The 20,913-nt window shown below is 31.8% G+C and carries 27 protein-coding genes; 8 read left to right on the top strand and 19 right to left on the bottom strand.

The annotated features are described in order from the left end of the window. A partial coding sequence (locus L0U77_RS03670; RefSeq protein ID WP_233900759.1) for a Clp protease ClpP occupies positions 1-851 on the bottom strand: 851 nt, incomplete at its 3' end. 139 nt (positions 852-990) lie between these two features. Between L0U77_RS03670 and L0U77_RS03665 the strand changes: the two genes are divergently transcribed. The 7 genes from L0U77_RS03665 (at position 991) to L0U77_RS03635 (ending at position 9,156) form a co-directional block, all read left to right on the top strand. Further along, entirely contained in the window at positions 991-1,437 is a 447-nt protein-coding gene (locus L0U77_RS03665) for a helix-turn-helix domain-containing protein (RefSeq protein WP_193700375.1), read from the top strand. Then, positions 1,437-3,020 carry a hypothetical protein gene (locus L0U77_RS03660; protein ID WP_233900758.1) on the top strand — a complete coding sequence of 528 codons (1,584 nt, stop codon included), beginning with the start codon at positions 1,437-1,439 and terminating at the stop codon, positions 3,018-3,020. The genes L0U77_RS03665 and L0U77_RS03660 overlap by 1 nt, the downstream gene beginning before the upstream one ends. Next, entirely contained in the window at positions 3,020-3,445 is a 426-nt protein-coding gene (locus tag L0U77_RS03655) for a phage protein Gp36 family protein (RefSeq protein WP_172505908.1), read from the top strand. The genes L0U77_RS03660 and L0U77_RS03655 overlap by 1 nt, the downstream gene beginning before the upstream one ends. A 46-nt stretch (positions 3,446-3,491) precedes the next feature. Continuing rightward, the gene (locus tag L0U77_RS03650; protein WP_233900757.1) at positions 3,492-6,002 is read left to right on the top strand and encodes a phage portal protein family protein; all 2,511 of its coding nucleotides are present in this window, start codon (positions 3,492-3,494) and stop codon (positions 6,000-6,002) included. A gap of 144 nt (positions 6,003-6,146) precedes the next feature. After that, positions 6,147-8,126 (top strand): phage tail tape measure protein, encoded by a 1,980-nt coding sequence (locus L0U77_RS03645; protein WP_233900756.1) that lies wholly within the window; start codon positions 6,147-6,149, stop codon positions 8,124-8,126. A gap of 2 nt (positions 8,127-8,128) precedes the next feature. Continuing rightward, the gene (locus L0U77_RS03640; RefSeq protein ID WP_193707874.1) at positions 8,129-8,635 is read left to right on the top strand and encodes a phage virion morphogenesis family protein; all 507 of its coding nucleotides are present in this window, start codon (positions 8,129-8,131) and stop codon (positions 8,633-8,635) included. Continuing rightward, positions 8,632-9,156 (top strand): hypothetical protein, encoded by a 525-nt coding sequence (locus tag L0U77_RS03635; protein ID WP_233900755.1) that lies wholly within the window; start codon positions 8,632-8,634, stop codon positions 9,154-9,156. Before L0U77_RS03640 ends, L0U77_RS03635 begins: the two co-directional genes overlap by 4 nt. On the opposite strand, the gene L0U77_RS03630 is transcribed toward L0U77_RS03635, so the two are convergent. The 17 genes from L0U77_RS03630 to L0U77_RS03550 all read right to left on the bottom strand — a co-directional run bounded on the left by L0U77_RS03630 (position 9,153) and on the right by L0U77_RS03550 (position 19,129). After that, positions 9,153-9,458 (bottom strand): hypothetical protein, encoded by a 306-nt coding sequence (locus L0U77_RS03630; RefSeq protein ID WP_233900754.1) that lies wholly within the window; start codon positions 9,456-9,458, stop codon positions 9,153-9,155. The genes L0U77_RS03635 and L0U77_RS03630 overlap by 4 nt on opposite strands. Further along, positions 9,459-9,866, bottom strand: a complete 408-nt coding sequence (locus tag L0U77_RS03625; RefSeq protein ID WP_193700410.1) for a hypothetical protein — start codon at positions 9,864-9,866, stop codon at positions 9,459-9,461. Positions 9,867-9,930: 64 nt separating this feature from the next. Then, entirely contained in the window at positions 9,931-10,164 is a 234-nt protein-coding gene (locus L0U77_RS03620) for a hypothetical protein (protein ID WP_233900753.1), read from the bottom strand. A gap of 39 nt (positions 10,165-10,203) precedes the next feature. After that, on the bottom strand, positions 10,204-11,253 hold the full coding sequence (locus tag L0U77_RS03615; protein WP_233900752.1) for a nucleoid-associated protein: 1,050 nt from the start codon (positions 11,251-11,253) through the stop codon (positions 10,204-10,206). A 45-nt stretch (positions 11,254-11,298) separates the two neighbouring features. Then, entirely contained in the window at positions 11,299-11,457 is a 159-nt protein-coding gene (locus L0U77_RS03610) for a hypothetical protein (RefSeq protein WP_193706195.1), read from the bottom strand. A 79-nt stretch (positions 11,458-11,536) separates the two neighbouring features. After that, positions 11,537-12,103, bottom strand: coding sequence for a hypothetical protein (locus tag L0U77_RS03605; protein ID WP_145993217.1), 567 nt, complete (start codon positions 12,101-12,103; stop codon positions 11,537-11,539). Further along, positions 12,030-12,530, bottom strand: a complete 501-nt coding sequence (locus tag L0U77_RS03600; RefSeq protein WP_145993216.1) for a hypothetical protein — start codon at positions 12,528-12,530, stop codon at positions 12,030-12,032. The genes L0U77_RS03605 and L0U77_RS03600 overlap by 74 nt, the downstream gene beginning before the upstream one ends. 7 nt (positions 12,531-12,537) lie before the next feature. Continuing rightward, positions 12,538-13,143 (bottom strand): N-acetylmuramidase family protein, encoded by a 606-nt coding sequence (locus L0U77_RS03595; protein ID WP_101917429.1) that lies wholly within the window; start codon positions 13,141-13,143, stop codon positions 12,538-12,540. Continuing rightward, positions 13,143-13,400 carry a hypothetical protein gene (locus L0U77_RS03590; protein WP_101917427.1) on the bottom strand — a complete coding sequence of 86 codons (258 nt, stop codon included), beginning with the start codon at positions 13,398-13,400 and terminating at the stop codon, positions 13,143-13,145. Before L0U77_RS03590 ends, L0U77_RS03595 begins: the two co-directional genes overlap by 1 nt. Positions 13,401-13,475: 75 nt before the next feature. Continuing rightward, entirely contained in the window at positions 13,476-13,943 is a 468-nt protein-coding gene (locus L0U77_RS03585) for a hypothetical protein (protein WP_233900751.1), read from the bottom strand. Positions 13,944-14,042: 99 nt separating this feature from the next. Then, complete coding sequence (locus tag L0U77_RS03580; protein ID WP_233900750.1) at positions 14,043-14,681, bottom strand: hypothetical protein; 639 nt, start codon at positions 14,679-14,681, stop codon at positions 14,043-14,045. Between the two features lie 4 nt (positions 14,682-14,685). After that, positions 14,686-14,856 carry a hypothetical protein gene (locus tag L0U77_RS03575; protein ID WP_193705848.1) on the bottom strand — a complete coding sequence of 57 codons (171 nt, stop codon included), beginning with the start codon at positions 14,854-14,856 and terminating at the stop codon, positions 14,686-14,688. Further along, positions 14,853-15,164, bottom strand: a complete 312-nt coding sequence (locus L0U77_RS03570; protein ID WP_193705849.1) for a hypothetical protein — start codon at positions 15,162-15,164, stop codon at positions 14,853-14,855. Before L0U77_RS03570 ends, L0U77_RS03575 begins: the two co-directional genes overlap by 4 nt. 11 nt (positions 15,165-15,175) lie before the next feature. Next, complete coding sequence (locus tag L0U77_RS03565; protein WP_232122269.1) at positions 15,176-15,811, bottom strand: ATP-binding protein; 636 nt, start codon at positions 15,809-15,811, stop codon at positions 15,176-15,178. Between the two features lie 2 nt (positions 15,812-15,813). Next, positions 15,814-16,755: an AAA family ATPase gene (locus L0U77_RS03560; RefSeq protein WP_233900749.1), complete on the bottom strand. Its 942-nt coding sequence runs from the start codon at positions 16,753-16,755 to the stop codon at positions 15,814-15,816. Between the two features lie 5 nt (positions 16,756-16,760). Further along, positions 16,761-18,857, bottom strand: a complete 2,097-nt coding sequence (locus tag L0U77_RS03555; RefSeq protein WP_233900748.1) for a hypothetical protein — start codon at positions 18,855-18,857, stop codon at positions 16,761-16,763. A 62-nt stretch (positions 18,858-18,919) separates the two neighbouring features. Further along, a complete protein-coding gene (locus L0U77_RS03550; RefSeq protein ID WP_233900747.1) occupies positions 18,920-19,129 on the bottom strand; it encodes a hypothetical protein in 210 nt (69 codons plus the stop codon). Positions 19,130-19,204: 75 nt separating this feature from the next. Here L0U77_RS03550 and L0U77_RS03545 point away from each other — a divergent pair, with 75 nt between their 5' ends. Continuing rightward, complete coding sequence (locus tag L0U77_RS03545; protein ID WP_232113437.1) at positions 19,205-19,594, top strand: hypothetical protein; 390 nt, start codon at positions 19,205-19,207, stop codon at positions 19,592-19,594. Positions 19,595-20,284: 690 nt separating this feature from the next. Here the strand turns inward: L0U77_RS03545 and L0U77_RS03540 are convergent. Next, positions 20,285-20,851, bottom strand: coding sequence for an RNA methyltransferase (locus L0U77_RS03540; RefSeq protein WP_233900746.1), 567 nt, complete (start codon positions 20,849-20,851; stop codon positions 20,285-20,287). Between the last annotated feature and the right edge of the window lie 62 nt (positions 20,852-20,913).

Here is a 20,913-nt window from a genome sequence, read left to right as displayed (position 1 = left end):
GCGTAAACTTCTCTTTGCGTAGCATCGAATAGTTTATCCTTTTCGGCAGTATCTAAAAGGGCTTTTATTTCACCTTTTTTATAATCCGCCAAGGCAGTTTCAGCAACTTTACGAGCTTGTGTTTCTGTTTGTAATTGAGCTTGTACCGCCGTTATAATAGCAGTATCTGAACTTTGTGCGGTAACTTCTGCTAAGCCTAAAGCCGTAATCAGTGGTTGTTTCATATTTGTTTTTTTTATCGTATTTGCTTTATTAATTGGTGTGGTTAACAAGGCTGCATATCTACTAGATACTTCTGAAATTTGTAAAGCGGTAGGGTCTTCAATAACTACTGGAAGTTTTACAACCGCAGGAATTATTTTAGATACCAAGCCTAAAGCCAAACATTTTTCAGCATCAAACCAATTATCACCAACTAACCATTTTTTTACTTCTGCCTCTGGTAAACCTGTTTTTGCGACTAACTTTCTTACAAAATCTTTTTCCATCGAACGCAATAAGTCTACTTGTTTTTGAATTTCATCGGCAGTACCACGAGGGTTTGCCGATGGCGCATGAATCATTAAATGTCCATTATCTACTATTTCAACATATTCAATAGCAGTTGTAATTATCGCACCCATACTTGCCGCAATTCCATCAACTACCAGTTTTTTAATTTTTGTTGATTTATTTACCGCATTAAAAATCAAATTACCTCCAAAAACATCGCCACCAATAGTATGTATATGTGCCTCTACGTCGTCATATTCAGCTTCTATTCTGTTTAGGCATGAAACAAAATATTCGCCATCACCTTCCCAAATTCTGCCGTATGCTTGTATTTTATTTCTAAAGGTTGTTATAATCATTTTAACGGATGTTTTTACCTAATTTTCAGCAAACATAAAGCTGTAATATGGATATAAAAACTACTTAAGTAATCGTTGCAATACATTGAAAATAAGTAGTTTGTTTTTTTGATTTTTGTTATAAAACACATAATAATCAATGGCTAAAAGAACAAATAATGAACCTATAAGAGCAATCGCACAACGAATGTTCGTGGAGGAAGGACTCAACGCAAAAGCCATTGCCATTGCGTTGGATAAAACAGAACAAACTATCGGAAGGTGGCGTAAAGGTTTTGGTGATAATCCTATTAATTGGGATGAAGAACGAAAACAGTTTTTAGCAACGCCTCATAATATTCGCAAATTAATTGCCAAAGAACTTTCTCAACTTGTAGAAGGAAAAAAAGCCGAGCTAGATATGAAAGCAATTCAGGCGGCTATTAAGGCTTTGCAAGATATGGCAGATGAAACATCTGTAGAAGTTGTATATACAGTATTCAAAGAATTTGATAATTGGATGGCAGAGCAAGAACCTGAAATTGCAATTAGTTTTTTAGAATGGCATAAAAATTATTTATTACACAAAGCAAAACAAACATCATAATGAGCGCTATCGGATTAAATACAGCAATGGAAAAGTTGCTAAAAAGTTATGATGCTCACTGTAAATCAGTAGAGCAATCTACTTTTATAGACCTTAACCAAACACCAGCCGAACGTAGAAAGAAAATAAAAGCCTTAGAAAAAGACTATATTACTTGGTTTCAAGAGATGTTTCCGCAATACGCAAAAGTTGAAAGTGCTTGGTTTCACAAAAAAATAGCAAAGCTTTTAATAGATAATGATGTTTGTAATTTACTAGCTGAAATATATCGGTCTGGAGCAAAATCGGTGCATTTATGTATGGGTATTCCGTTGTATTTGTACGTTACTAAACGAATGAAATTTATGCTTTTAGTTGGGCAAACTGAACCAAAGGCAAAAAAACTAATTTCAGATATTCAAAGTCAATTAACACACAATCGTAGATTTTTACATTATTACGGTAAAAAATTTAAGTTTGGCGATTGGGCTTCTGGTGATTTTACCACAACCGATGACGTTAAATTTATTGCCATGGGTATTGGGCAATCGCCTCGTGGTTTACGTGAAGGAAATGAACGACCTGATTATATTGTTGTTGATGATGTAGATACAAAAGAACGTTGTTATAATGATGTTCGAAGTCAAAAAGCAGCTGAATGGGTTTGGGAAGACTTAAAAGGAACTTTTGATGAAGGTGGTAAATTTCAACGCTTTGTAGTTGCTAATAATAACTTTCACAAAAATACTGTAATCAATCAGCTAAAAGCTGACTTTACGCTAAATAATAAAAAGGCAAAGGAATTTGGTTTTAAGAAAAAACACTTTGTAGTAACCGTAAATGCCGTTAAAAACTTAACCACTTTCGAACCTAATTGGCCCGCAAAAACAAGTGCAGAATATTGGCGTGAAAAATACCATTCTACGCCGCATCGTTCTTTTATGCGTGAATATATGCACAAGCATATTGTGGAAGGTGCTATTTTTAAAAATGAATATATCAGTTATAAAAATAGATTAAAATACAGCCAATATGATGCTTTATGTTTTTATGGCGATTTATCGTACAAAGATGCTGGAGATTTTAAAGCGATGGTTTTCGTTGGAAAAAAAGGACGTGAATTTCATTTATTAGATTGCTTTGTTAGGCAAACATCTCGATACAATGTAGCAAAATGGTTATATGAAAAGGTAGAAGATGAAAATTTACTTCAATACAATATTCAATATATGATTGAAGGACTTTTTGCTCAAGATGAATTTGTAAGCGATTTTGATGCCGTTGGCGATGAAATGGGCTGGTATGTTCCTGTTGTTGCCGATAACAAAAGCAAAAGCGGAAAGTTTGATCGTGTAGAAAGTATGGCAGGATATTTTGAACGTAAAAATGTGTTTTTTAACACTAAAATAAAAGACACCATTGATTGCCTTGAATTACTAGATCAATTATTAGCCTTTCAAAAAGGAAGTGGTGTGCATGATGATGCACCAGATAGTTTACAATCTGCAATTGCAAAATTAAACACGTCCGCTTTTATTAATTCAACACCTCCAAGAACTACCAGCCGAAAAGAATTAATCAAAAAACAAAAAAACAGATTTTAATGGCATTTATAACTGATGACGATTATACCGTTTTGGTACGTAACGAGGTAAAAGAAATTTTACTTGAAAATTATTCTGAAACAAAATTAAGAGGTGCCGAACAAATGGCATTGGCACAAATTAGAAACTATTTAGCAGGTAAATACGACGTAAACGAAATATTTAGTCAAGTAGCTGAAGCTCGAAATAGTCATATTTTAATGATAGTATTGGATTGCGCCTTGTATCATTTATACACAAGTACTGTACCTCGAAGCATGCCCGATATTCGTTCGGCTCGTTATCAAGATGCTATTGATTGGCTTAAACTTGTAGCTTCTGGAGATACCACCGCAGATTTGCCAAAAAAAACAAATGAAGAAGGGGAAGTTTTACAGGGCATAAAATTTACATCAAAACACAAACCCGAAAACCATCGTTGGTAAAAACAATATTTAAAACGGCTTTAAAAGCTATTTAAAAAGAAAGAAAATGAAAGTATTAGGATACGATGTAAATATAAAAAAAGCAAGCATTTTAGCGAAAGCTGAAACTCCAAATAATTCAGGAAAACGAAACCCTGGTATTATCAAAATAGCACAAGGTTTTAAAGATACTAGCCGTAAAGATATTCAGAAATGGAGACAAGCTTTACAATTAATGCAGCATCCAGAAGAACCAAAATTTAATGCGTATTATGATTTAATTTCCGATTTATTAACCGACGGACATTTACAGTCGCAAATACAAATGCGTAAAATGTCAACATTAAATTCCAATTTTCAAGTTATTAATCGTAAAACGAAAGATATTAATGAGGATCTTAGTTTTACTTTACAACAACAATGGTTTTATGAATTTTTAGAACACGCAATAGACCATATTATTTTTGGAACTACATTAATTGAGTTTTCTGAATTTCAAAATGAAAAAATAAAACACACGATTATACCTCGCAGAAATGTTGTTACAACGCAAAAGAAAATATTTCCAGACTTGCAAAAACCTCAATTTATAGATTATGCAAATCCAATGTTTGAAAATTGGTTAATTCAAATAGGCAAAAACGGTGAGCTAGGTATTCTAAACAACATTATTCCGAACCTTATTTGGCTACGTAATGTAATGCAAGCATGGGCTGAATTTTGTGAGAAATTTGGATTGCCACTGATAACAGCAACGACCAATACAACGGACACAAAAACCATTAATAATGTTCACGCCATGCTATTACAGTTAGGCGAAGCTTCCGTTGGTACTTTTCCGACTGGAACAGAAATAAAATTTCAAGAGGCAAACAGAACGGACGCTTACAACACCTATTTACAGTTTATAAAAACCAATATGGATATGGTAAGTAAGCAGTTAGTTGGTTCTACAATGCTATCCGACCAAGGTTCTAATCGAAGTCAAACAGAAGTACACGAACGTACTTTAGATAAAAAAATAGCACAAGCCGATAAGCGTTTAATTTCATTTATAATTAATGACCAATTATTTCCATTACTCGAAGCACAAGGCTACAAAATAAGCCCCGAAGATATGTTTGAATTTAAACCTGCAGAAGAAGTTTTAAATTTAAAAGACCTTTGGAGTATTACTGATGGCTTGCTAAAAAGTGGGCATGAAATACCTTTAGACTGGCTTTCCAAATCGTTCAATATTCCTATTGATAGTAAAAAAAAAAGCATAACGATAACTCCAAATAAACCCATAATTGCACTATCAGAACAGCGTTATCCTACGAGTTGTTGCCCAAGTACAATTGTTGCCGTTGGTGGTGCTATGGGTAGGTTATTAACCAAATTAAACAGCCAATTAATAAAAGAAATATACAATAAATCAGATACTTCAGGTATTGCTGGAAAAATGATTGTTTTGGAAGCTTTGGAGTTATTTAAAGGGTTGAAATCTAAATTTTCAAGCACTACACAATACACAGGACCTGATTTACTAATGCTTCAAATGATGGAATATAATCTGTTTGAATTTACGGCAAGTAAAACCGAAGCTCGACTATCGGCAATGACTAATTTATTAATTGATAAAGAAAATAAAAAGCTTCGCGAGTACAGCGATTTTAAAGCATTGTGTGAAAAAGAAACCAAAGAATTTAACAGCAATTGGCTACAAACAGAATATAATTTGTCGGTAGCCGTTGGGCAAAATTCAGCAAATTATATTCGTATGATTAATGAAAAAGATAACGGAATCTCTTTTGTACAATACCAAACTATTGGCGATGGAAGTGTACGAAATTCACATAGGGCATTAGATGGGCGTATTTTTAATTTGTCTGATAAAAATGCCATGGATTTATTACCTCCAAACGGCTATGGTTGCCGATGTGAATTTGTGCAATATATAGGAGATACCAAAGGAAAAGTAACAACAGGAAAATACGCCAAAGAATTATTAGTAGAACAAGACCCTAAATATAGAAACTCACAATTTGAAGTAAACCGTGCAAATTTAAAACAGGTATTTACAAAAAAACAATTTTATACCGATATAAAAGGACTTCCTGAAAAATTAAATAAAATGACTTTTGATAAATATGGCTTAAAAGCTCATGCAAGTTTTAAAGATTCTTTAAAGAATATTGAACTAGATGATACCATTACGAAAGAAAATGTAAAAGAATTGTTTAAAAAAGAAAAAGGCGAAACCTACATGGGGTTTGAAGATTATTTAGGTAGAAAAATGACTTTAGATAAAGCTATTTTTGATGACCATATAGAAAATCATTATTTAAACGAAAAAGAACAAAGAGATAAAATATTTCCGCATATAAAAGATATTCTTAAAAAACCTGATGAAGTTTGGTATTATGACACTAATAACAATGGTCAAAAATTTCAGTCAAGATATATTAAATTTTATAAGGATAAAGTAATAATAATTGATTGTGATTTAGACGAAAAAAAAGGCTTAAAAATTAAAACTTGGTATCCTATGAAAGCAATAGAAAATAAAATAAGAAAAGGTTTAAAAATAAAATAGAGGTAAGGAATTTATAAAACTTAGCCCGTGTAAACTCATAAAAGAGCCGACTGTATTCACCGCTATGTTCCTCTAACAGTGAGCGATATTAATAGAAGTTTTACAAATTCCTACTACAAATATACAAAATATAAAACAAAGATTATGGCAAAATCAAAAATGACCATGTTATTAGATTTAAGCACCAAACTTTTTGGAGGTAAACTTCAAAAATTACAAAGCAAATTTGATAAATTTGGAACTAAAGTTGGTGGAAAAATAGACAAACTAAGATTAAAATATCAAGGTTTTATTGATGAAATACCAGGATTAGGGCGTGCAATGGATTTATTAAAAAACCCAATGGCATTGGCTACCGTAGGAATACTAGGCGTTGGTATTGCTTTTGGAGCACTCGCCACAAAAGGCGTGCAAGCCGCCGAAAAGTTTGACACTGCTTTTTTGCCCATTAAACAATTGAACCTCGATAAATCAAAAGCAGAGCTCGATAGTTACCGCTCCAAAATTAGAGATGCCGCTTTTGATATTGGTACAAATCTTGGCGATTCTACTAATGCAATGTACGATTTACAATCTGCTACTGTTTTATATGGTAAAGATGCTATTGATGTTTTTAAAAAAGTAGGGCGTTACTCTCAAGCAACTGGAGCTGATTTAGGCGATTCGATGAATTCCACCACAAAAGCAATGAAAGCCTTTGGTATTGGTGTTGATGATATTGATGCCTTATTAGCTTCGAACGCTAAAACCGTGCAAACAGGTATTGTTACTTTTGATGAACTAGCCAAAGTACAAACGGAATATGCAGGTGCAACAAGTGCCGCAGGGCAAAGTGTTGATGTTGGTAATAAGGTTTTTGCGATGTTTACATCGATTAGTAAAAATGCTGATATTGCAGCAGGTCAAACAAAAAACTTTTTTGATGGTTTAGGTGCTCAAGGTTCAAAAATAAAAAAAGAACTAGATATTGATATATTTGGTGTAGATGGCAAAATGAAAGATGCCGATAAGTTATTGATTGATATTAGTCAGAAGTTTAAAAACATGACGGATAAAGAAATAACTGATACCATTAATAAAATTGGAGGTCCTGAAGGATTACGAACCGCATTAGCAAAAGTAAAAACAGGAGCTGATGATATGGTTAAAACTTTTAATGCTTTTGATAGCTCTAAATTCAGCCTAAAAGATGCCCTAAAAAATGCAGAAGGCGACTTTGGTCAAATGAAAGAACTATTTGGTAATCGGCTTGAAATGGTATTTTCTAAAATAGGTGAAAAAATAATACCGATATTGGCTAGTATATTTGGGTATTTGGCAAGGGTTTTGAATTTTATGTATAAAAATTTTAACAGCTTAGAGACCGTATTTGATGCACTTATTATAGGTATAGGAACATATATTGGTTTACTTGGCGTATTAAAAATTCAATCTTTATTAGCCGCCGCTGGTTCCGTAACATTATCGGGAGCTTTAGCTCTTGTTCAGTTAGGTTTACACGGTATTAAACTAGCTATTTTCTCAATACCTATTATAGGATGGATTGCTTTAGCAGTGGCTGGTTTTGTTGTTTTATATCAAAAAGTAGATGGATTTAGAGCTTTTATTAAGGGAATGGTTGGTGTAGTTAAAGGGGTTCTTACAACTATTGGAAATGGTTTTAAGGGGCTAGGTAAAATTATTGCGGGGGCTTTTACTTTAGATTTAGATAAAATGAAGGAAGGAGGAATGATGTTAGGCGATGCACTTAATCCAAACGTACAGGCGGTTAAATTAGGAACTGCTTTTGAATCTGCCTATAATTCTGAAATGGATAAATCGAAGAAAAAAACAGAAGAAACCGAAAAAACGGGTGAGGCTATAAAAGAGCCAAAAAAAGACCTATACGGAAATCCAATTACACCAAAAGGAAATACTGATCCTAAAAAAACATTAACAAAACAAGTTAATAAAGTTGTCGGCGATGCCAAACAAACACGTAATATTTCAATTACTATTGATGCTTTAAATAAAGGTGGTATCAATTTAAAAGGTGGTGCAACTCAAGGAATGACTTTGCAAGATGTAGAAAATTGGTTTAACGAGGCTATGATGCGAGTTGTACGAAATGCCGAAACTAGCTAATTATGTCTGTAAAATTTAAAGGCGATTTTTTTGAGAAACTTCAAAGAATAGATAACAAATTCTTTTTAAGTAAAATGACTTCACAAGCTGGAGTGATTGCGGTTAATTTTTCTAAGGATAGGTTTCGCCAAAAAAACTGGGTGGATACATCACAAGAAAAATGGACTCCTCGAAAACGAAAAAGGGCAGGTTCTATTTTAGTAAAATCAGGGCGTTTAAAACGTTCTATTCGTAAAATTAGCGAGGGTAAATATTATGTACTTATTGGTACGGATGTTCCTTATGCTCAAATACACAATGAAGGTGGCACAATAAAAGCAACCGCAAGAGTAAGAGCGCATAGTAGAACTAGAAAAGGACGGAACCAGCCTATTAAGGTAAAAGCACATACAAGACAAATGAATGCTAAAATTCCGAAGCGTCAATTTTTAGGAGAATCAGCAGTTTTGGCGTTGCGGTTGGAAAATCATATGTATGATAAAGTAACAGACGAAATTTATAAGAAATGAAAGCATTTTATACCGAATTAATCCGAAAATTTAAAGATTCTGATATTAAAAATAAGTTTACAAGTAACAATTTACCACACGTTAAATTTGTAGATTTATATGCAGGGCAAGATTATAATGAAAAAGGTTTTGAAGCCCATTTATTTCCTGCTGTTTTTGTAAAGTGGAGTATTGATTATAAGTCAAAAATGCCCATTGCTACGATTACTTTTCGATTGGCTTACGAACAGCTTCGGGATACCAGTAGCATCAGCCGAGCTTCAGAAAAGAGCCTGCAATTTCTTGACTTTATTACGGTAGTAGATCAAGTTATTAAATCCATAGAAACACCAAATACGGGTAAAATTAAGTTGTTATCTGAAGATTTTAATATTGAAGATACTATTGTAGATGTATATACGCTGGTATATAATTGTACGTATTCAGGCAAAAAAAACACCCTGAAAACGGCGTTTAAACAGGGTGTTATTGATGATGTTAATTTATCGGGTAATTTACATACTAAACTTTTAATTGATTAAATTTTAGTATTTTCTATAAACAAACCGTCTGTACGTTTTTCTACCTGCAGGCGGTATTTTTTTAAATCGGTATAACTATTTAAACGCTTTTTAAAGAATGTTTTAACAGCGTTTTTATATTCCTCTGAAATAGTAGTATCCTTAAAAGTTACGCCATACATTGTTTTTGATACTTCAATAACTCCAGTTAGTTTTATGTTTTCTGTTGGCGTGGTTGGATGCTTTTTAAAAACTTCGCTCTGGTGTATTTGTGCAATACTTAAAAAAGGAAGTAGCAATACTATTAATAGTAGATTTTTCATTTAGTTACATAATTTAAGTCCTAAGTTAATTACAAACCCTAAATCTTTACCGTTCCAAATATTATCATCTTTAATACTTCCCCATCTATTTTTATTAGCTACCATAATTGCATTACCATTTACAGCCCATGCGTTTATTGTTTGTTCCTGCCATAAAATAACTTTGTGACCATCTCTACATAAAAGAACTAAAGAATCTTTTTTAAAGGGGTATTTTTCTTTATATTTTGCTACTGTTAATAATACACGTGGCACCTCTTTTGTTACTTTAGGTTCTTCTGAAAAATCAGCTATATTAGTTAATAAACTAATAAAACAGAATAATAAAAAAATAGGCAAGCATCCGAATTTTAAAATTTTAATATTCTGTTTCTTTCGTTTTTTCATTTTTTCGTCTAACTCTTTCATAATTTATTTTTAATTTCAAATATAAACAAAAAAAACCGCTCCAAAATTGAAGCGGTTTTAAAAATTATTTTTCCGTGAAGCATTGCATACTTAAAGTAGTCAGGCTAATATCTTTTTCTCCTGAAGGAATAGCACAGATATAATCTTTTATATCAAACGTACCATCTGGATTTTTATCTAACGACATCCATCGACTTTCTTTTACCTTTTCGCCTAACTCGGTAATAACACCTTGATAGGTTAATTCATACTTTCTTCCGTTTGGAAATTCTCTAATAAAACCAATTTCTTTACTCATCTTTTTTGTTTTAAAAATTATTATTTTACTTGGTATTAACTATTTTTCAGCGTTAAAAAACACTTTATAATACTTCATCTTTTTAGCTTCATCATATCCTAACTCTAAATATTCAGAAGCGGCATCTGGAGCATCAATATCAATTTTTATCTGAATATTAGTATCTAATTTAATTTCAGATTTAAACTTGCTTTTTTCCTTTTTTAGTACGGCTTCTGATACTTCAAAATTGTTACGAATTAAAACATCGTTTAGCTTTTCAAAATGTTTTTTGTAGTCTTCAAACATTTCTTGGTGTTTTTCATCTTCAAAAACTTCTTCTTTAAAATTATGATAATCTACATTTTCTTGCTCTTTAAAATAATCAACTGTATTGGCTAAAAACTTACTTTGTTCTTGTTTACCAAATTCAGGTTTTATAATTTCTTCAGAAAACTCTTTACACATTTCTAAATAATTTTGGGTGTGTAAATTACCATCATTTGCAAACTGCACGTTTAAGAAGTTTTTAATCCAGTACTGTGCATCGTAATTATTGTTATCTACGGATAACACCACCGTTCCTTCGGCATCGGTTGTATTTAAAATTAAACAACCTTTGTCTAGTTTTTTTGTTGATATTCCTTTTTGAACAACTACATCAAAACTTTCTTCCTCTTTATAGGTTTGAAAAAAATCAACTTTACTTTCTATTTTAAAAACACCAACCGCATTGGTTAAAATATTTTTATATTCGATATTTTCAAAATAAACAACCAATACATCGCCTGTTTTTATTTGAGCTGAATTTGATTGTTCAAATAAATGATTTACAATATTTATTGAATTTTCAATAAATACATCTTCATCATCAAAAATAGCATCGGTGTATTTATTAACTTCATTTAAACGAACATCGGCTTGATGGCTAAATCGGTAACTTTGTGTAAGCGTTTGAAAAGACTTTAATAAAAAAGGCATTAATAATTCATAGCTTTCTTCATCAAAACGAACTAATTCTTCAGAAAATGAATTTTGACCACTGTTAAATTTATTTGCTACTTTATGAATAATACATTTACTAATTTCGGCACGGGTTCTTTTTATCATTTTATTTTTGTTTTAAAAATTATTACTTCACTTATTAGCAAACATTTAAAATAGAATAGAATAAGTTTTTAAATTATCCGCATCGCAAACAATATGTTCACCCTCGTTAAAATTACTCACTAATTCATTGGCTGTTGCTTTTTCACCATAATTATTGTTATCGCGCGTTGCTTTACTTTCTGCATATATTGCTGTTGTGTACATTATTATTAACATATCGTTACGTCTCTTATTTTTCAGCAATTAATCAAAATTTAAAAGCGGTTTAAATCACTTTTAAATACTATTTAAACTTGTTTGAAACACTATTTCGTTTACTTGCTAATCTATTAGCATTAGGGGCTGATTTAAAGTGTTTTTGTAGTCTCGCTTCTAGCTGATAATTAACACTTTGTTTAGCTATATCTGATGATTGTTTACTTAACTGTATGGCTAATTTTTCACGATTATCAGAATACTTTTTAATTTCACGTAGTATCCGTGCAGGTGTTATTTTAAAAACATCACTTTCTTTTAAATTTTTACAGATTACTACCAAATCTTCTAAACGTAAACTTCTGTATTCGTATTTCGATAGTAATTCTACAGCGATTACTTCGGCTTTACCATCGGGCAAAATATTATCAAAATACATAGACACCGCTTTAAATAAGTTTTTGATACCTGTAATTGCTTTGTCTTCATTTATTTTTGATAAAGCCCCTAAACTTGGCGTTCCTACCGTTAATGCTTGGTGCATTGTTAAATTATTATAATGTTTAATAACCAGCCTATTATTAAATGCTGACGCTTCCACCAGCTCCTGAAGTGCTGGCACCATTTGTTTTGATGATTTCTCTGATAATGACATTTAGCCTGGAGTTTATATATTTTAAATCGGTATTATCTTGATGAAACTCTTTTAAAATTTCCCAATTTGTTAAAATGAGTTGCCAATTTTGTAAGGCAGAAGCTTCATTTGTTCCGTTTATCTTTTTTAAATAGGTGATAATTTGCTTTAAAGCTTTTCCATCTGCTCCTGTAAACTTTGGAGGTATTCCTGTTGTTTTTTCATAAAAACGATACCATTCATCTAGAAATAAAGTATATAATGATTTTTCTTTTACCTCTAAACTGTAAGAAACTTTGCCTTTATATTCTGTTTCTTTATTTGGAATTTCCTTTTCATAAGCGGGTAAAATTGCTCCTAAATTGAGTATTACAAACGCATCAAATTTTCCTGATAAATAGGCGATTCTTAAAAACCGCCCATTACGATAGGTTACCTTCAATGTCATTTTTGATTTAACTACATTGATTAGATAGTTTTTTGTCATAACTTTTCTGTATTTGATTTATATAAGCTCGTTTTAGCTTTTTATCGTAGGCATTTTTGTAGTAGGCTCTGCCGTTATAACCTCTTGCAAAACCCTTCCAATCTTTACGGCGAAGTTCATCACTTAAACCAACCGATTTAATAAAATTCACAAACGCTTTTAATTGTGCCTTTTCGCTATTATACATGGCATTAATAAAGGTTTGAATATTTGAAAATCCACATAATTTATAATTGAAGCCCATAATTTGAAACTTCCCCCATGATGCCGATTTTAATGCGGCTTCTCGGTTTAATTTCTCCGCTTCTTGAAGTCTAAAATGCTCTCGTCTGCCACTTATATAACCGCCAGCTCTAGGGTTTGAAATACTAGGGTATTTTTTCGAAAAAACGCCATCGGTAAATTGATGAAATTTATGACGTTCAAATAAAATAACTGGTTCGCCAGTTGGTAAGAAGCCACCCATAGGCGCTTCAACTTCACAGACTGCTTTAATGATAGCGACTTCAACGTCTAAAGTTTTAGCAGCTTCTTTAAAATCTTTTTCGTTTATTTTTTGCTTTATTTTTCTCATTATTTGAATAATTTATATTGTGATTTATTTTCTAATTCAATTTTTTCTTTTTCCGCAGAAAGCAATTTTTTAAGCTCTCTTTTGGCAGGCGTTCCTAAATACGTGTGGTAGGTACGGTAACATATTTTCCACCGTGGATAAATATGTTGCCAGTACATTTCTTTGTAAGAAATATCTTCGTCTTGTTCTCTTAAATAAAGTACAAGCGTTTGAATTTCAATTATTCTCGTATAAAGGTTTTTATTATTATAAGCCATACCAAAGTTTTATTATATTTGCATTTCTCACATTGCAAATAAGTTCTTTAGTCTGGTATGGCTTTGGAACTTTTTTTAATTTACGGAAGGTTTTATTCCGATAAAATTATACCAATCGGCAGTACCTACTTTTGTTTTGCTTTTTTCGAATTTGTGTCGCATACTTTTAAATTGAAGAATTAAAGCAGGAAATTCACAAATTTCATAGCTATTTAAAGGCTTTTTTAAAACGCTTTTATTTTTCATAAACACATTGAACTTTTGCCAATCATTGGGTTTATACAAACCGATATTTTGTGCATCATTTAAAATAATAGAACGCAATCTTTTTAATTCCTGTTGCGTTTGCAGTCGCTGTAATTCTTCTTCTATTGTTATTGGTTTTTTATTTGGAAAAAACAGATAATACAGGGCTTTTAATTCACTTTCTGTAAGTTCTTCAATATCGGAAGTTCTCCTATTGCTTTGCTCAAAAACAGGATACTCTAAACTCGATATGCTGAATTTTGAGTGTAATTCTTCAATCATTTTTTCAGGTTTCATAATTATTATTTTCAAGTTTTATTTGTTCCCTTGGCAAGATTCGAACTTGCTATTATTTTTAAATAATTCACTCCAGTAGTGCAAGGGAGGTGATTAATTTTATACGGTAAATCTAAATTCTAGCTTAGAGGTTCTGCCGTCTTCTTGTTTAATGTATTTCCAGCCACTTACGTACATACTATTTTGAGTTCTAATTTGAGCAGCGATAATTATATCTAAACCTTTATCGAACTTTGGCGAATCAAAATCATCACGCAAACTGTTTAACTCAACTATTTTTGCGGGATTTAAAAACCCTGTTTTCGCATTTCTTTTTAAAGCGATGTTCACTATTTTTGTTAGTTTCAATGCTTTTGCGTTGTCATCTGCCAAACTTGCTAAGTAATCTTTTATCATTTCAACACCTGAAGTTTCAGTTCCGTCAAATTTTATAGATACATTATGTCCAATTGTGATACTTGCAGAACCATCTTTTAAAGTAGATGTGTGGCTGTCTTGTGATTTTTTACCATACACTAATTGCTTCAATTCTTTTAGCGGTTTGTAATCTTGAAAAAGCATTGTTATTATTGCTTCCGTATTTTTTTGATGATCTACAAGCCCGTCAATATTTTTGGTAACAAACTCGGCAGATAGCTCTTTAAAAGTTTTAATATCTTCTTTATACTTCTGCTTTTCTGATTTTTGCTTTTGTTGTAATTTTTTAAGCGTTTCTTGTTCTTCTGGTGATAATGCCATTGTTTTATATTTTAATAATTGTTAATCCTAAGTCGTCCATTGCGCAAAGTTTACTGATGTAATAATCTCGTTTTTGCTTATTTTGTCGATATGCAAAATGCGTGTCTGGGTGATTTTCTAACCATTTATTTTGCGTTGTTACTTTTACTTCTAAAGCTGATTTTGTAATATTCATAGATTTGCTTTTTTTACAGTTGATTTTGAAAGCTTTTTAAATATTTCGCAGATATAGGTGTCGTATATATCTTGAGCCACATCTTTGGAAACTATCTTATAAAAAGGAGCTATTTCTTTTAAAAAAAGAGCTTCTAAATTCAATAATTCCTTTTGCCACCAATTAAAAAGCGGTTTACATATCAAAGCCTTTTGTAACTCTTTTGATGTTGTTGTTTTTTGGTTACACCATTCAAACCATACATTAAATATCATTCTGTTATACTGGCTTGGTGTTAGGCTCAATAATCGTTGTACTTCTTTTTTCATGCTATCCTTTTTTAGTTATCTCCGTGAATTTTTTCATATCCTTCTTGCCATATTATATAGCGACCTCCATTAGGCCCGATGGTTCTACCCTTACAGGTTGCTAAGTATCCACTGATGAAAATTTTCATTTTAGCGTCATACATAATACGTTTTTGTAAATCTGTACTTGGATTTTTTCCCTCGGCGTGTCCAACGATAACGATTATCTTTTTGGTTGCCCAACGTTGTTTAAATTCCCAATATTCATCCCATGTTTTAAAAAAATACGGTGCTGAATCAATAATTACAACATCAGGGCTATTCCTTTTTTCCAAATACTTATTTAACTCTTCTAACTCGTAACGTTGGGCATGAAAACTCCCTTCTACATCTTGCATTTGACAAAGTGAAGTTCTTTCTATAAAATCACTATCGTCTGTTTCTTCTTCTAGTAAATTGTAAAGAGTTTTGTAAGGCGTTGATAACTCTTTTGCTAATTGCATCATAAAAGTACTTTTACCACTTCCTGAACCTCCGTAAGCAAACCAAACACCTCTATTTTGAGGTTGCTTAAATGCTTGGTACCAGTTACCCCCAAAAGGTATTCTTTCAATTGTTTGATTTTGAATATTTGCCACGGTTAAAGGTCTGCGATGTTGTTTCCTCATTTTTAAGATGCTTTTGAAATATTTAAAACCTGCTGTACTAATTCAAGACTTATTTCTGTTTGCAATCTTTCAGCTTCTCGTAAACAAGGCACTAAAACGTCGTGAAGCTCCCCGTAATTATCACAAATTTCACTCAAGAATTTCACTAATAATTTATCTTCAATCTCGTTTAAAAACAGTTTAAACTTCCTATCAATTGTTGGCAAAACTCTAATACCAAACTTTACTCGTCTGTAAAATTGCGGAATACCGTTTTTGTTTCTTTTTCTTAGTTTGTCTAAATTTTCTAATAACTGATTTGTTCCTATTAAAATGATAGAGCAGTATTTATCTAGAGCGTCGTACAATTCTTTCATGGCACATAAAGCAGGTTGCTTCATATATTCAGATTCATCAAATATTATTTGGGGATTAAAACCTTCATCTTTTTGTTTCTTTAGAAAATTAGCGATGTCTCTAATTTTTTTAGACTTGGTTTTACCTGTAGTTATTTTCAGTTTATCAATAACCTTATCAATTAAATCGCCTAAATTATCAGAACTTCCAACGGTAACTACATAAACATCTGATGGGTTTTTTCTTGCAAATAATGTAATCGTGTGCGTTTTACCCCAGCCAGTTTCACCGATTATTAAACGAGTGTATCCAAATTCTTTAGCTTCATTTAAAATAGCTAAAGTGGCTGTTAATTGTGGCGTTGCTCGGTTTACCCAATACACTTTTTTTGATGTATAACCAATTGCACGAGCTAACTTATTAAAATGAGTTGCGGGTATTAAACCCCGCTTTTTATCGGTTTTATAGGTGAAATCATTTTTTAAAATATACCCTACATAAACATCACTAACTCCTGATAACTTTGCTATATCGGCAGGTTTAATTTCATAAGTACCTATATAATTACGTACTGCATCTGCGATTTTTAATTTTTCTGAATTTTCCATTTGATTTATAGGTATTCGTTTACGTTAATTTTACTTGAGTAATAATCTTGTTGCGATTCTTGAAAATTCTTGCTTTTTGCTTTTGCTTCTTTTTTCAAATGTTTTGTTTCAATTGCTTGTGCTTTTGCTAAAGAAATACGTTCGCTACTTTTAATGTTTTTGTGCTGTCCGAGGCTATCAACTATTAAGTGTTTTGCCATGGTATCGTTAAGCTGTGGGTTTTCATTAATTAAATCTTCTATTAAATCGTAATTATTAGCACGAGTTTCAATAATTTCATTTGTTAAGAACTTATTAAGCCCGTTAACTCGTTTTAATTGTTCGTGGTCTTCTGGAGCTTGGTCTGCAATACACATTGCTTGGATGTATTTTTCTTCTAATTCAAAAACTAATTTTTCATCTTTAGAAATAGCAAGAGCCTTACTTAAATCATTTGGATTGTAGAGTACTTTCCAATCTTCGTGGGCGTGGTGGCGAAAAACAGGATTAAAACAATCGTACCATTTTTTTACGCCGTCAATTACTAATGATATTCCATCACCTCGTAATTTATTTGTATTTCCTGTGCTACTACCAAACACTAACATATATTGTTGAAAATCCATAGGTAAACGATGTTCCATTTTCGTATGCACCCAATTAGCAACATAACTATCTCGTTTGGTTTGACGCTCCGTTTCAATAATGGCGGTAATTTGATTTCTACATCCTAATTCATCAGGAAAATAATTACGTATTTTGTTTAGCATTTCTGAATTAGGCTGATTCTTAGAACCGCTATTTACATTATGACCGCTCCAGTTATCGTGAAGTTTTGCATATTTTTTATTGATATATCCAAAATAAGGCTCAATAATTTTAGCTTTAGCATTACCTACTGCGGCGGGTGTAAAATGCTTTGTTAAAGCCTCGTATAACGGGCGTAATTTTTTAATACTGTAATTATCTGATTGAATTTGATAAGGTCTGTGATATTCGCCAAACAGTTCTTTTGTATGGTTAATAGCATTTTGTAAGGCTTCAAATATTAATTTTGGAGTTTCATGCGTACCAATTGCGTATCCTATTGGGTATTTTTGATGTGCGTCTAAAACCACCACAACTGTTAATCTGTTATGAAAAGTAGTTACACTTCTTCCTTCTTTATTAATACTTGTTTTTTGGTATAATAATTCGGCATCCCAACCATCTAATGTCCAATACTTCATTGGTGATGATGGAGCTTTACGTTTATTTTGCATCAGCATATTATTACCTAAATATTTTACACCATTTCGTCCAGAATTTGCAACTAAGCCTATTTCTTTTTTTCGATTTGCAACAGTACCTGGTGTTATGGTTTTCCAATCTGTTAAACGGTTAGCAACGGCATTATATAAGGTTGCTATAATTTCATTATCTAAATTAGTGTGCTTTGCAATTAGTTCATCTAACAGTGCTTGTTGTTCAGATAACACAACTTTAGAGGCACTTGTATTGCCGTATTTTCGTGAAATAATTGCCGTATAACCTAGCTTATTATACTTAGTTACTTTGTGCCGTAAAGAGGTTGGCGTAGTTGGTAAATTATGAGCTACATCTCTAAAAGCATTTACATCTTTACTTAAACTATCCCATATATTTATTTTAACACCCCCTAATGCTTTTACGTATGCTTTTCGGTTTGTTTTTACGGCTATTACGGCATTTAATACCGAGGCGTTATAGGTGTAAAGTTCTATAACTTCAGGGTCTAGTTTTCGTTCGTTGTTTTTACCAAAACGGTGTTGGCAGAAAAAATCGAATGCCTCTCTATCTGCGATATAATGCGATGCAAAATAACTTTGTTTTACTTTTTCAATAGGCTTACCAAAGGTTACAGTAAGTAAATCACGCCAATCTTGATGAAGTGTATTAAATTCGACTAAGGCACTAAAACCTAATGAAGCTCTGCGTAATTGTTGCTCTGTTTGTGTTTTGCTTCTCATTCGCTTACCTAATGCACTCATAGAAATTACGCAGATACTATCTGGCACTCTTAGGTCTTCATCTAAAACTAGAAACTTGATTTTTACGCCAAGCTTATTGTTATGATATTCAAAAGGATTTTGTTGTGTGTTCATAATATTACTATTATTAGTTCCCGCCGTGGTGTCGAAACCACGCAAAGCCGTGGCGGGATTTTCTATTGATTTAGATTATCAACTTCTTCTTGAGTCAATTCAACCGCTCGTTTAACATCTTGTTGAAGTAATTCAATTGCTCGTTTTCTTATATTCTTAGATTTATCAGAATTAAATACAAACACAAGGCTCATATCTACTGTTTGACCAGTACACTCAAATTCTTTAGCGATTTGTTTTTTCAAATCAGGGTGCAGTCGTATTTTTTTCATTACTTTGTTATATTTAATTATTACTACTAATTGACGCCACAAATGTAGTATAAATTTATCCTAACAATCAAATAAATGAGTAAAAAAAATACTAATATCAAGGAGAGAGTTCTTTATTTAGCTGAAAAAGAAGAGGTTAGTAAGCAATTTTTTTTTAGAAAAGTTGATTTAAAGTACAGTAATTTCACAGGAAAATCAAAAGAAAGTGATTTAAATTCAAAAGCAGTAGCGGAAATTTTACTCAAATACCCAAATATAAACCCTTTATGGCTTTTAACAGGAGAGGGTGAAATGTTAAGGCAAGAACAACCAAAACAAGAGGTTAGTAATATTGATTATAAAGAGAAATACTATAAAGTTCTTGAAGAAAAAGATATTCTATCTCAACAAATAATAACACTTCAGCAACAGTTATTAGGCAACACTTCAAATATGGAGGATAACATGAATAGGAGTGTCGGTTAATAGCAGTATGAAGGTTGTTTGGCGTAAATAAAGGGTATTAAAAAACCTAACTACTTGATAATCAATATAAAAACTCAAAAACCCATGTTGTATAGGGGGTACTATGTTTTGTAACTTGCTGATAATCAATAAAAGCAAATGTAAAAAAGTGCATTATGGGGTTGTCTTCGGTTGTTTTTTATACAATGTCGAGGCACTCCATAAGGCACTCCATAAGGCACTGCAATACAAAAATGTACATTTCGTTTTATTTTTAATTTAGTAGTTTTTGGGCTTATTAATTTAGTTGTTTTGTTAATTGTAAAAACCCTGTGTAGCTTGTTAATATTGGTTGTAAGAGGTTTTTACAATGTAAAGAAGTACAAGAAAGTTTTAAATTTTTCTTAAAAATAGAGAAAGTCTTAAAAACAGCTATTTTGGTTAATTTTGTACTTTTCAACTATTTTTAAGGTTTTTGTAAATAGCCAAGGTTTTAAATAAAAATTAACATATTAAATATTAGCTGTAAGCGCTTAATTTAATCCAGAGGTGTTAGTCGTTATAAAAACAACAAAAACCCCACATATAAGGTAAATAGTGGGGTTTTAATGTATGTGAAGTTAAAAAACAATTACGTTTTTAGATGAATAATAAAGGTCCTCTTATTTTAAATATTAATTAATAGGTAAATTAATTAAGGTCTAATTAATGCTAAATGATGATAAGTTCGTTTGTATCTTTTGTTTTGTGGGTTATAATTTTCTGAAATAAATCCCAAATTACAATGCCTGTTGTAACCGATATATTTAAAGAATGTTTGGTTCCTAATTGTGGAATTTCGATACAAAAATCGGAAGCAGAAACCACTTCTTGTTGCACGCCTTTTACTTCATTTCCCATAACAAGGGCATATTTCTGATTTACTTCTGGAGTAAATTCATTAAGCATCGTGCTATTTTCAGCTTGTTCGATGGCTAGAATTTTAATATTTTCTTTTTTAAGTTTTTCAACGACATCGAATGTATTTTCAACATATTCCCACGCCACGGATTCGGTAGCTCCTAAGGCGGTTTTATGAATTTCTTTATTTGGTGGCGTTGCTGTAATGCCGCAGAGATATATTTTTTCAATCAAAAAAGCATCCGAAGTTCTAAAAACTGAACCCACATTATTTAAACTACGAATATTATCTAGAATTACAATAATCGGTGTTTTTTCAGTTTCTTTAAATTCAGCCACGGTAATTCTACCTAATTCATTATTTTTTAGTTTTCTCATAAAAAATCTTACCTTTAAAATCGAATATTTATCTTCGCAAAACTAATTTAAAAAATCTAAAA

This window comes from Tenacibaculum piscium, assembly GCF_021390715.1.
GTDB classification, from domain to species: Bacteria; Bacteroidota; Bacteroidia; order Flavobacteriales; family Flavobacteriaceae; genus Polaribacter; species Polaribacter piscius.
The sequence above is the reverse complement of the archived record's forward strand: the minus strand, read 5'-3'. Positions and strand labels throughout refer to the sequence as shown.

Coding starts and splice junctions, on each gene's coding strand:
- L0U77_RS03560 (WP_233900749.1), bottom strand. CDS start 16,755: ATGGAAAATTCAGAAAAATTAAAAATCGCAGATGCAGTACGTAATTAT.
- L0U77_RS03585 (WP_233900751.1), bottom strand. CDS start 13,943: ATGAAACCTGAAAAAATGATTGAAGAATTACACTCAAAATTCAGCATA.
- L0U77_RS03660 (WP_233900758.1), top strand. CDS start 1,437: ATGAGCGCTATCGGATTAAATACAGCAATGGAAAAGTTGCTAAAAAGT.
- L0U77_RS03565 (WP_232122269.1), bottom strand. CDS start 15,811: ATGAGGAAACAACATCGCAGACCTTTAACCGTGGCAAATATTCAAAAT.
- L0U77_RS03600 (WP_145993216.1), bottom strand. CDS start 12,530: ATGACATTGAAGGTAACCTATCGTAATGGGCGGTTTTTAAGAATCGCC.
- L0U77_RS03620 (WP_233900753.1), bottom strand. CDS start 10,164: ATGAGTAAAGAAATTGGTTTTATTAGAGAATTTCCAAACGGAAGAAAG.
- L0U77_RS03635 (WP_233900755.1), top strand. CDS start 8,632: ATGAAAGCATTTTATACCGAATTAATCCGAAAATTTAAAGATTCTGAT.
- L0U77_RS03590 (WP_101917427.1), bottom strand. CDS start 13,400: ATGGCTTATAATAATAAAAACCTTTATACGAGAATAATTGAAATTCAA.
- L0U77_RS03570 (WP_193705849.1), bottom strand. CDS start 15,164: ATGAAAAAAGAAGTACAACGATTATTGAGCCTAACACCAAGCCAGTAT.
- L0U77_RS03625 (WP_193700410.1), bottom strand. CDS start 9,866: ATGAAAGAGTTAGACGAAAAAATGAAAAAACGAAAGAAACAGAATATT.
- L0U77_RS03645 (WP_233900756.1), top strand. CDS start 6,147: ATGGCAAAATCAAAAATGACCATGTTATTAGATTTAAGCACCAAACTT.
- L0U77_RS03665 (WP_193700375.1), top strand. CDS start 991: ATGGCTAAAAGAACAAATAATGAACCTATAAGAGCAATCGCACAACGA.
- L0U77_RS03545 (WP_232113437.1), top strand. CDS start 19,205: ATGAGTAAAAAAAATACTAATATCAAGGAGAGAGTTCTTTATTTAGCT.
- L0U77_RS03550 (WP_233900747.1), bottom strand. CDS start 19,129: ATGAAAAAAATACGACTGCACCCTGATTTGAAAAAACAAATCGCTAAA.
- L0U77_RS03575 (WP_193705848.1), bottom strand. CDS start 14,856: ATGAATATTACAAAATCAGCTTTAGAAGTAAAAGTAACAACGCAAAAT.
- L0U77_RS03580 (WP_233900750.1), bottom strand. CDS start 14,681: ATGGCATTATCACCAGAAGAACAAGAAACGCTTAAAAAATTACAACAA.
- L0U77_RS03650 (WP_233900757.1), top strand. CDS start 3,492: ATGAAAGTATTAGGATACGATGTAAATATAAAAAAAGCAAGCATTTTA.
- L0U77_RS03655 (WP_172505908.1), top strand. CDS start 3,020: ATGGCATTTATAACTGATGACGATTATACCGTTTTGGTACGTAACGAG.
- L0U77_RS03630 (WP_233900754.1), bottom strand. CDS start 9,458: ATGAAAAATCTACTATTAATAGTATTGCTACTTCCTTTTTTAAGTATT.
- L0U77_RS03640 (WP_193707874.1), top strand. CDS start 8,129: ATGTCTGTAAAATTTAAAGGCGATTTTTTTGAGAAACTTCAAAGAATA.
- L0U77_RS03615 (WP_233900752.1), bottom strand. CDS start 11,253: ATGATAAAAAGAACCCGTGCCGAAATTAGTAAATGTATTATTCATAAA.
- L0U77_RS03605 (WP_145993217.1), bottom strand. CDS start 12,103: ATGTCATTATCAGAGAAATCATCAAAACAAATGGTGCCAGCACTTCAG.
- L0U77_RS03610 (WP_193706195.1), bottom strand. CDS start 11,457: ATGTACACAACAGCAATATATGCAGAAAGTAAAGCAACGCGCGATAAC.
- L0U77_RS03595 (WP_101917429.1), bottom strand. CDS start 13,143: ATGAGAAAAATAAAGCAAAAAATAAACGAAAAAGATTTTAAAGAAGCT.
- L0U77_RS03555 (WP_233900748.1), bottom strand. CDS start 18,857: ATGAACACACAACAAAATCCTTTTGAATATCATAACAATAAGCTTGGC.
- L0U77_RS03540 (WP_233900746.1), bottom strand. CDS start 20,851: ATGAGAAAACTAAAAAATAATGAATTAGGTAGAATTACCGTGGCTGAA.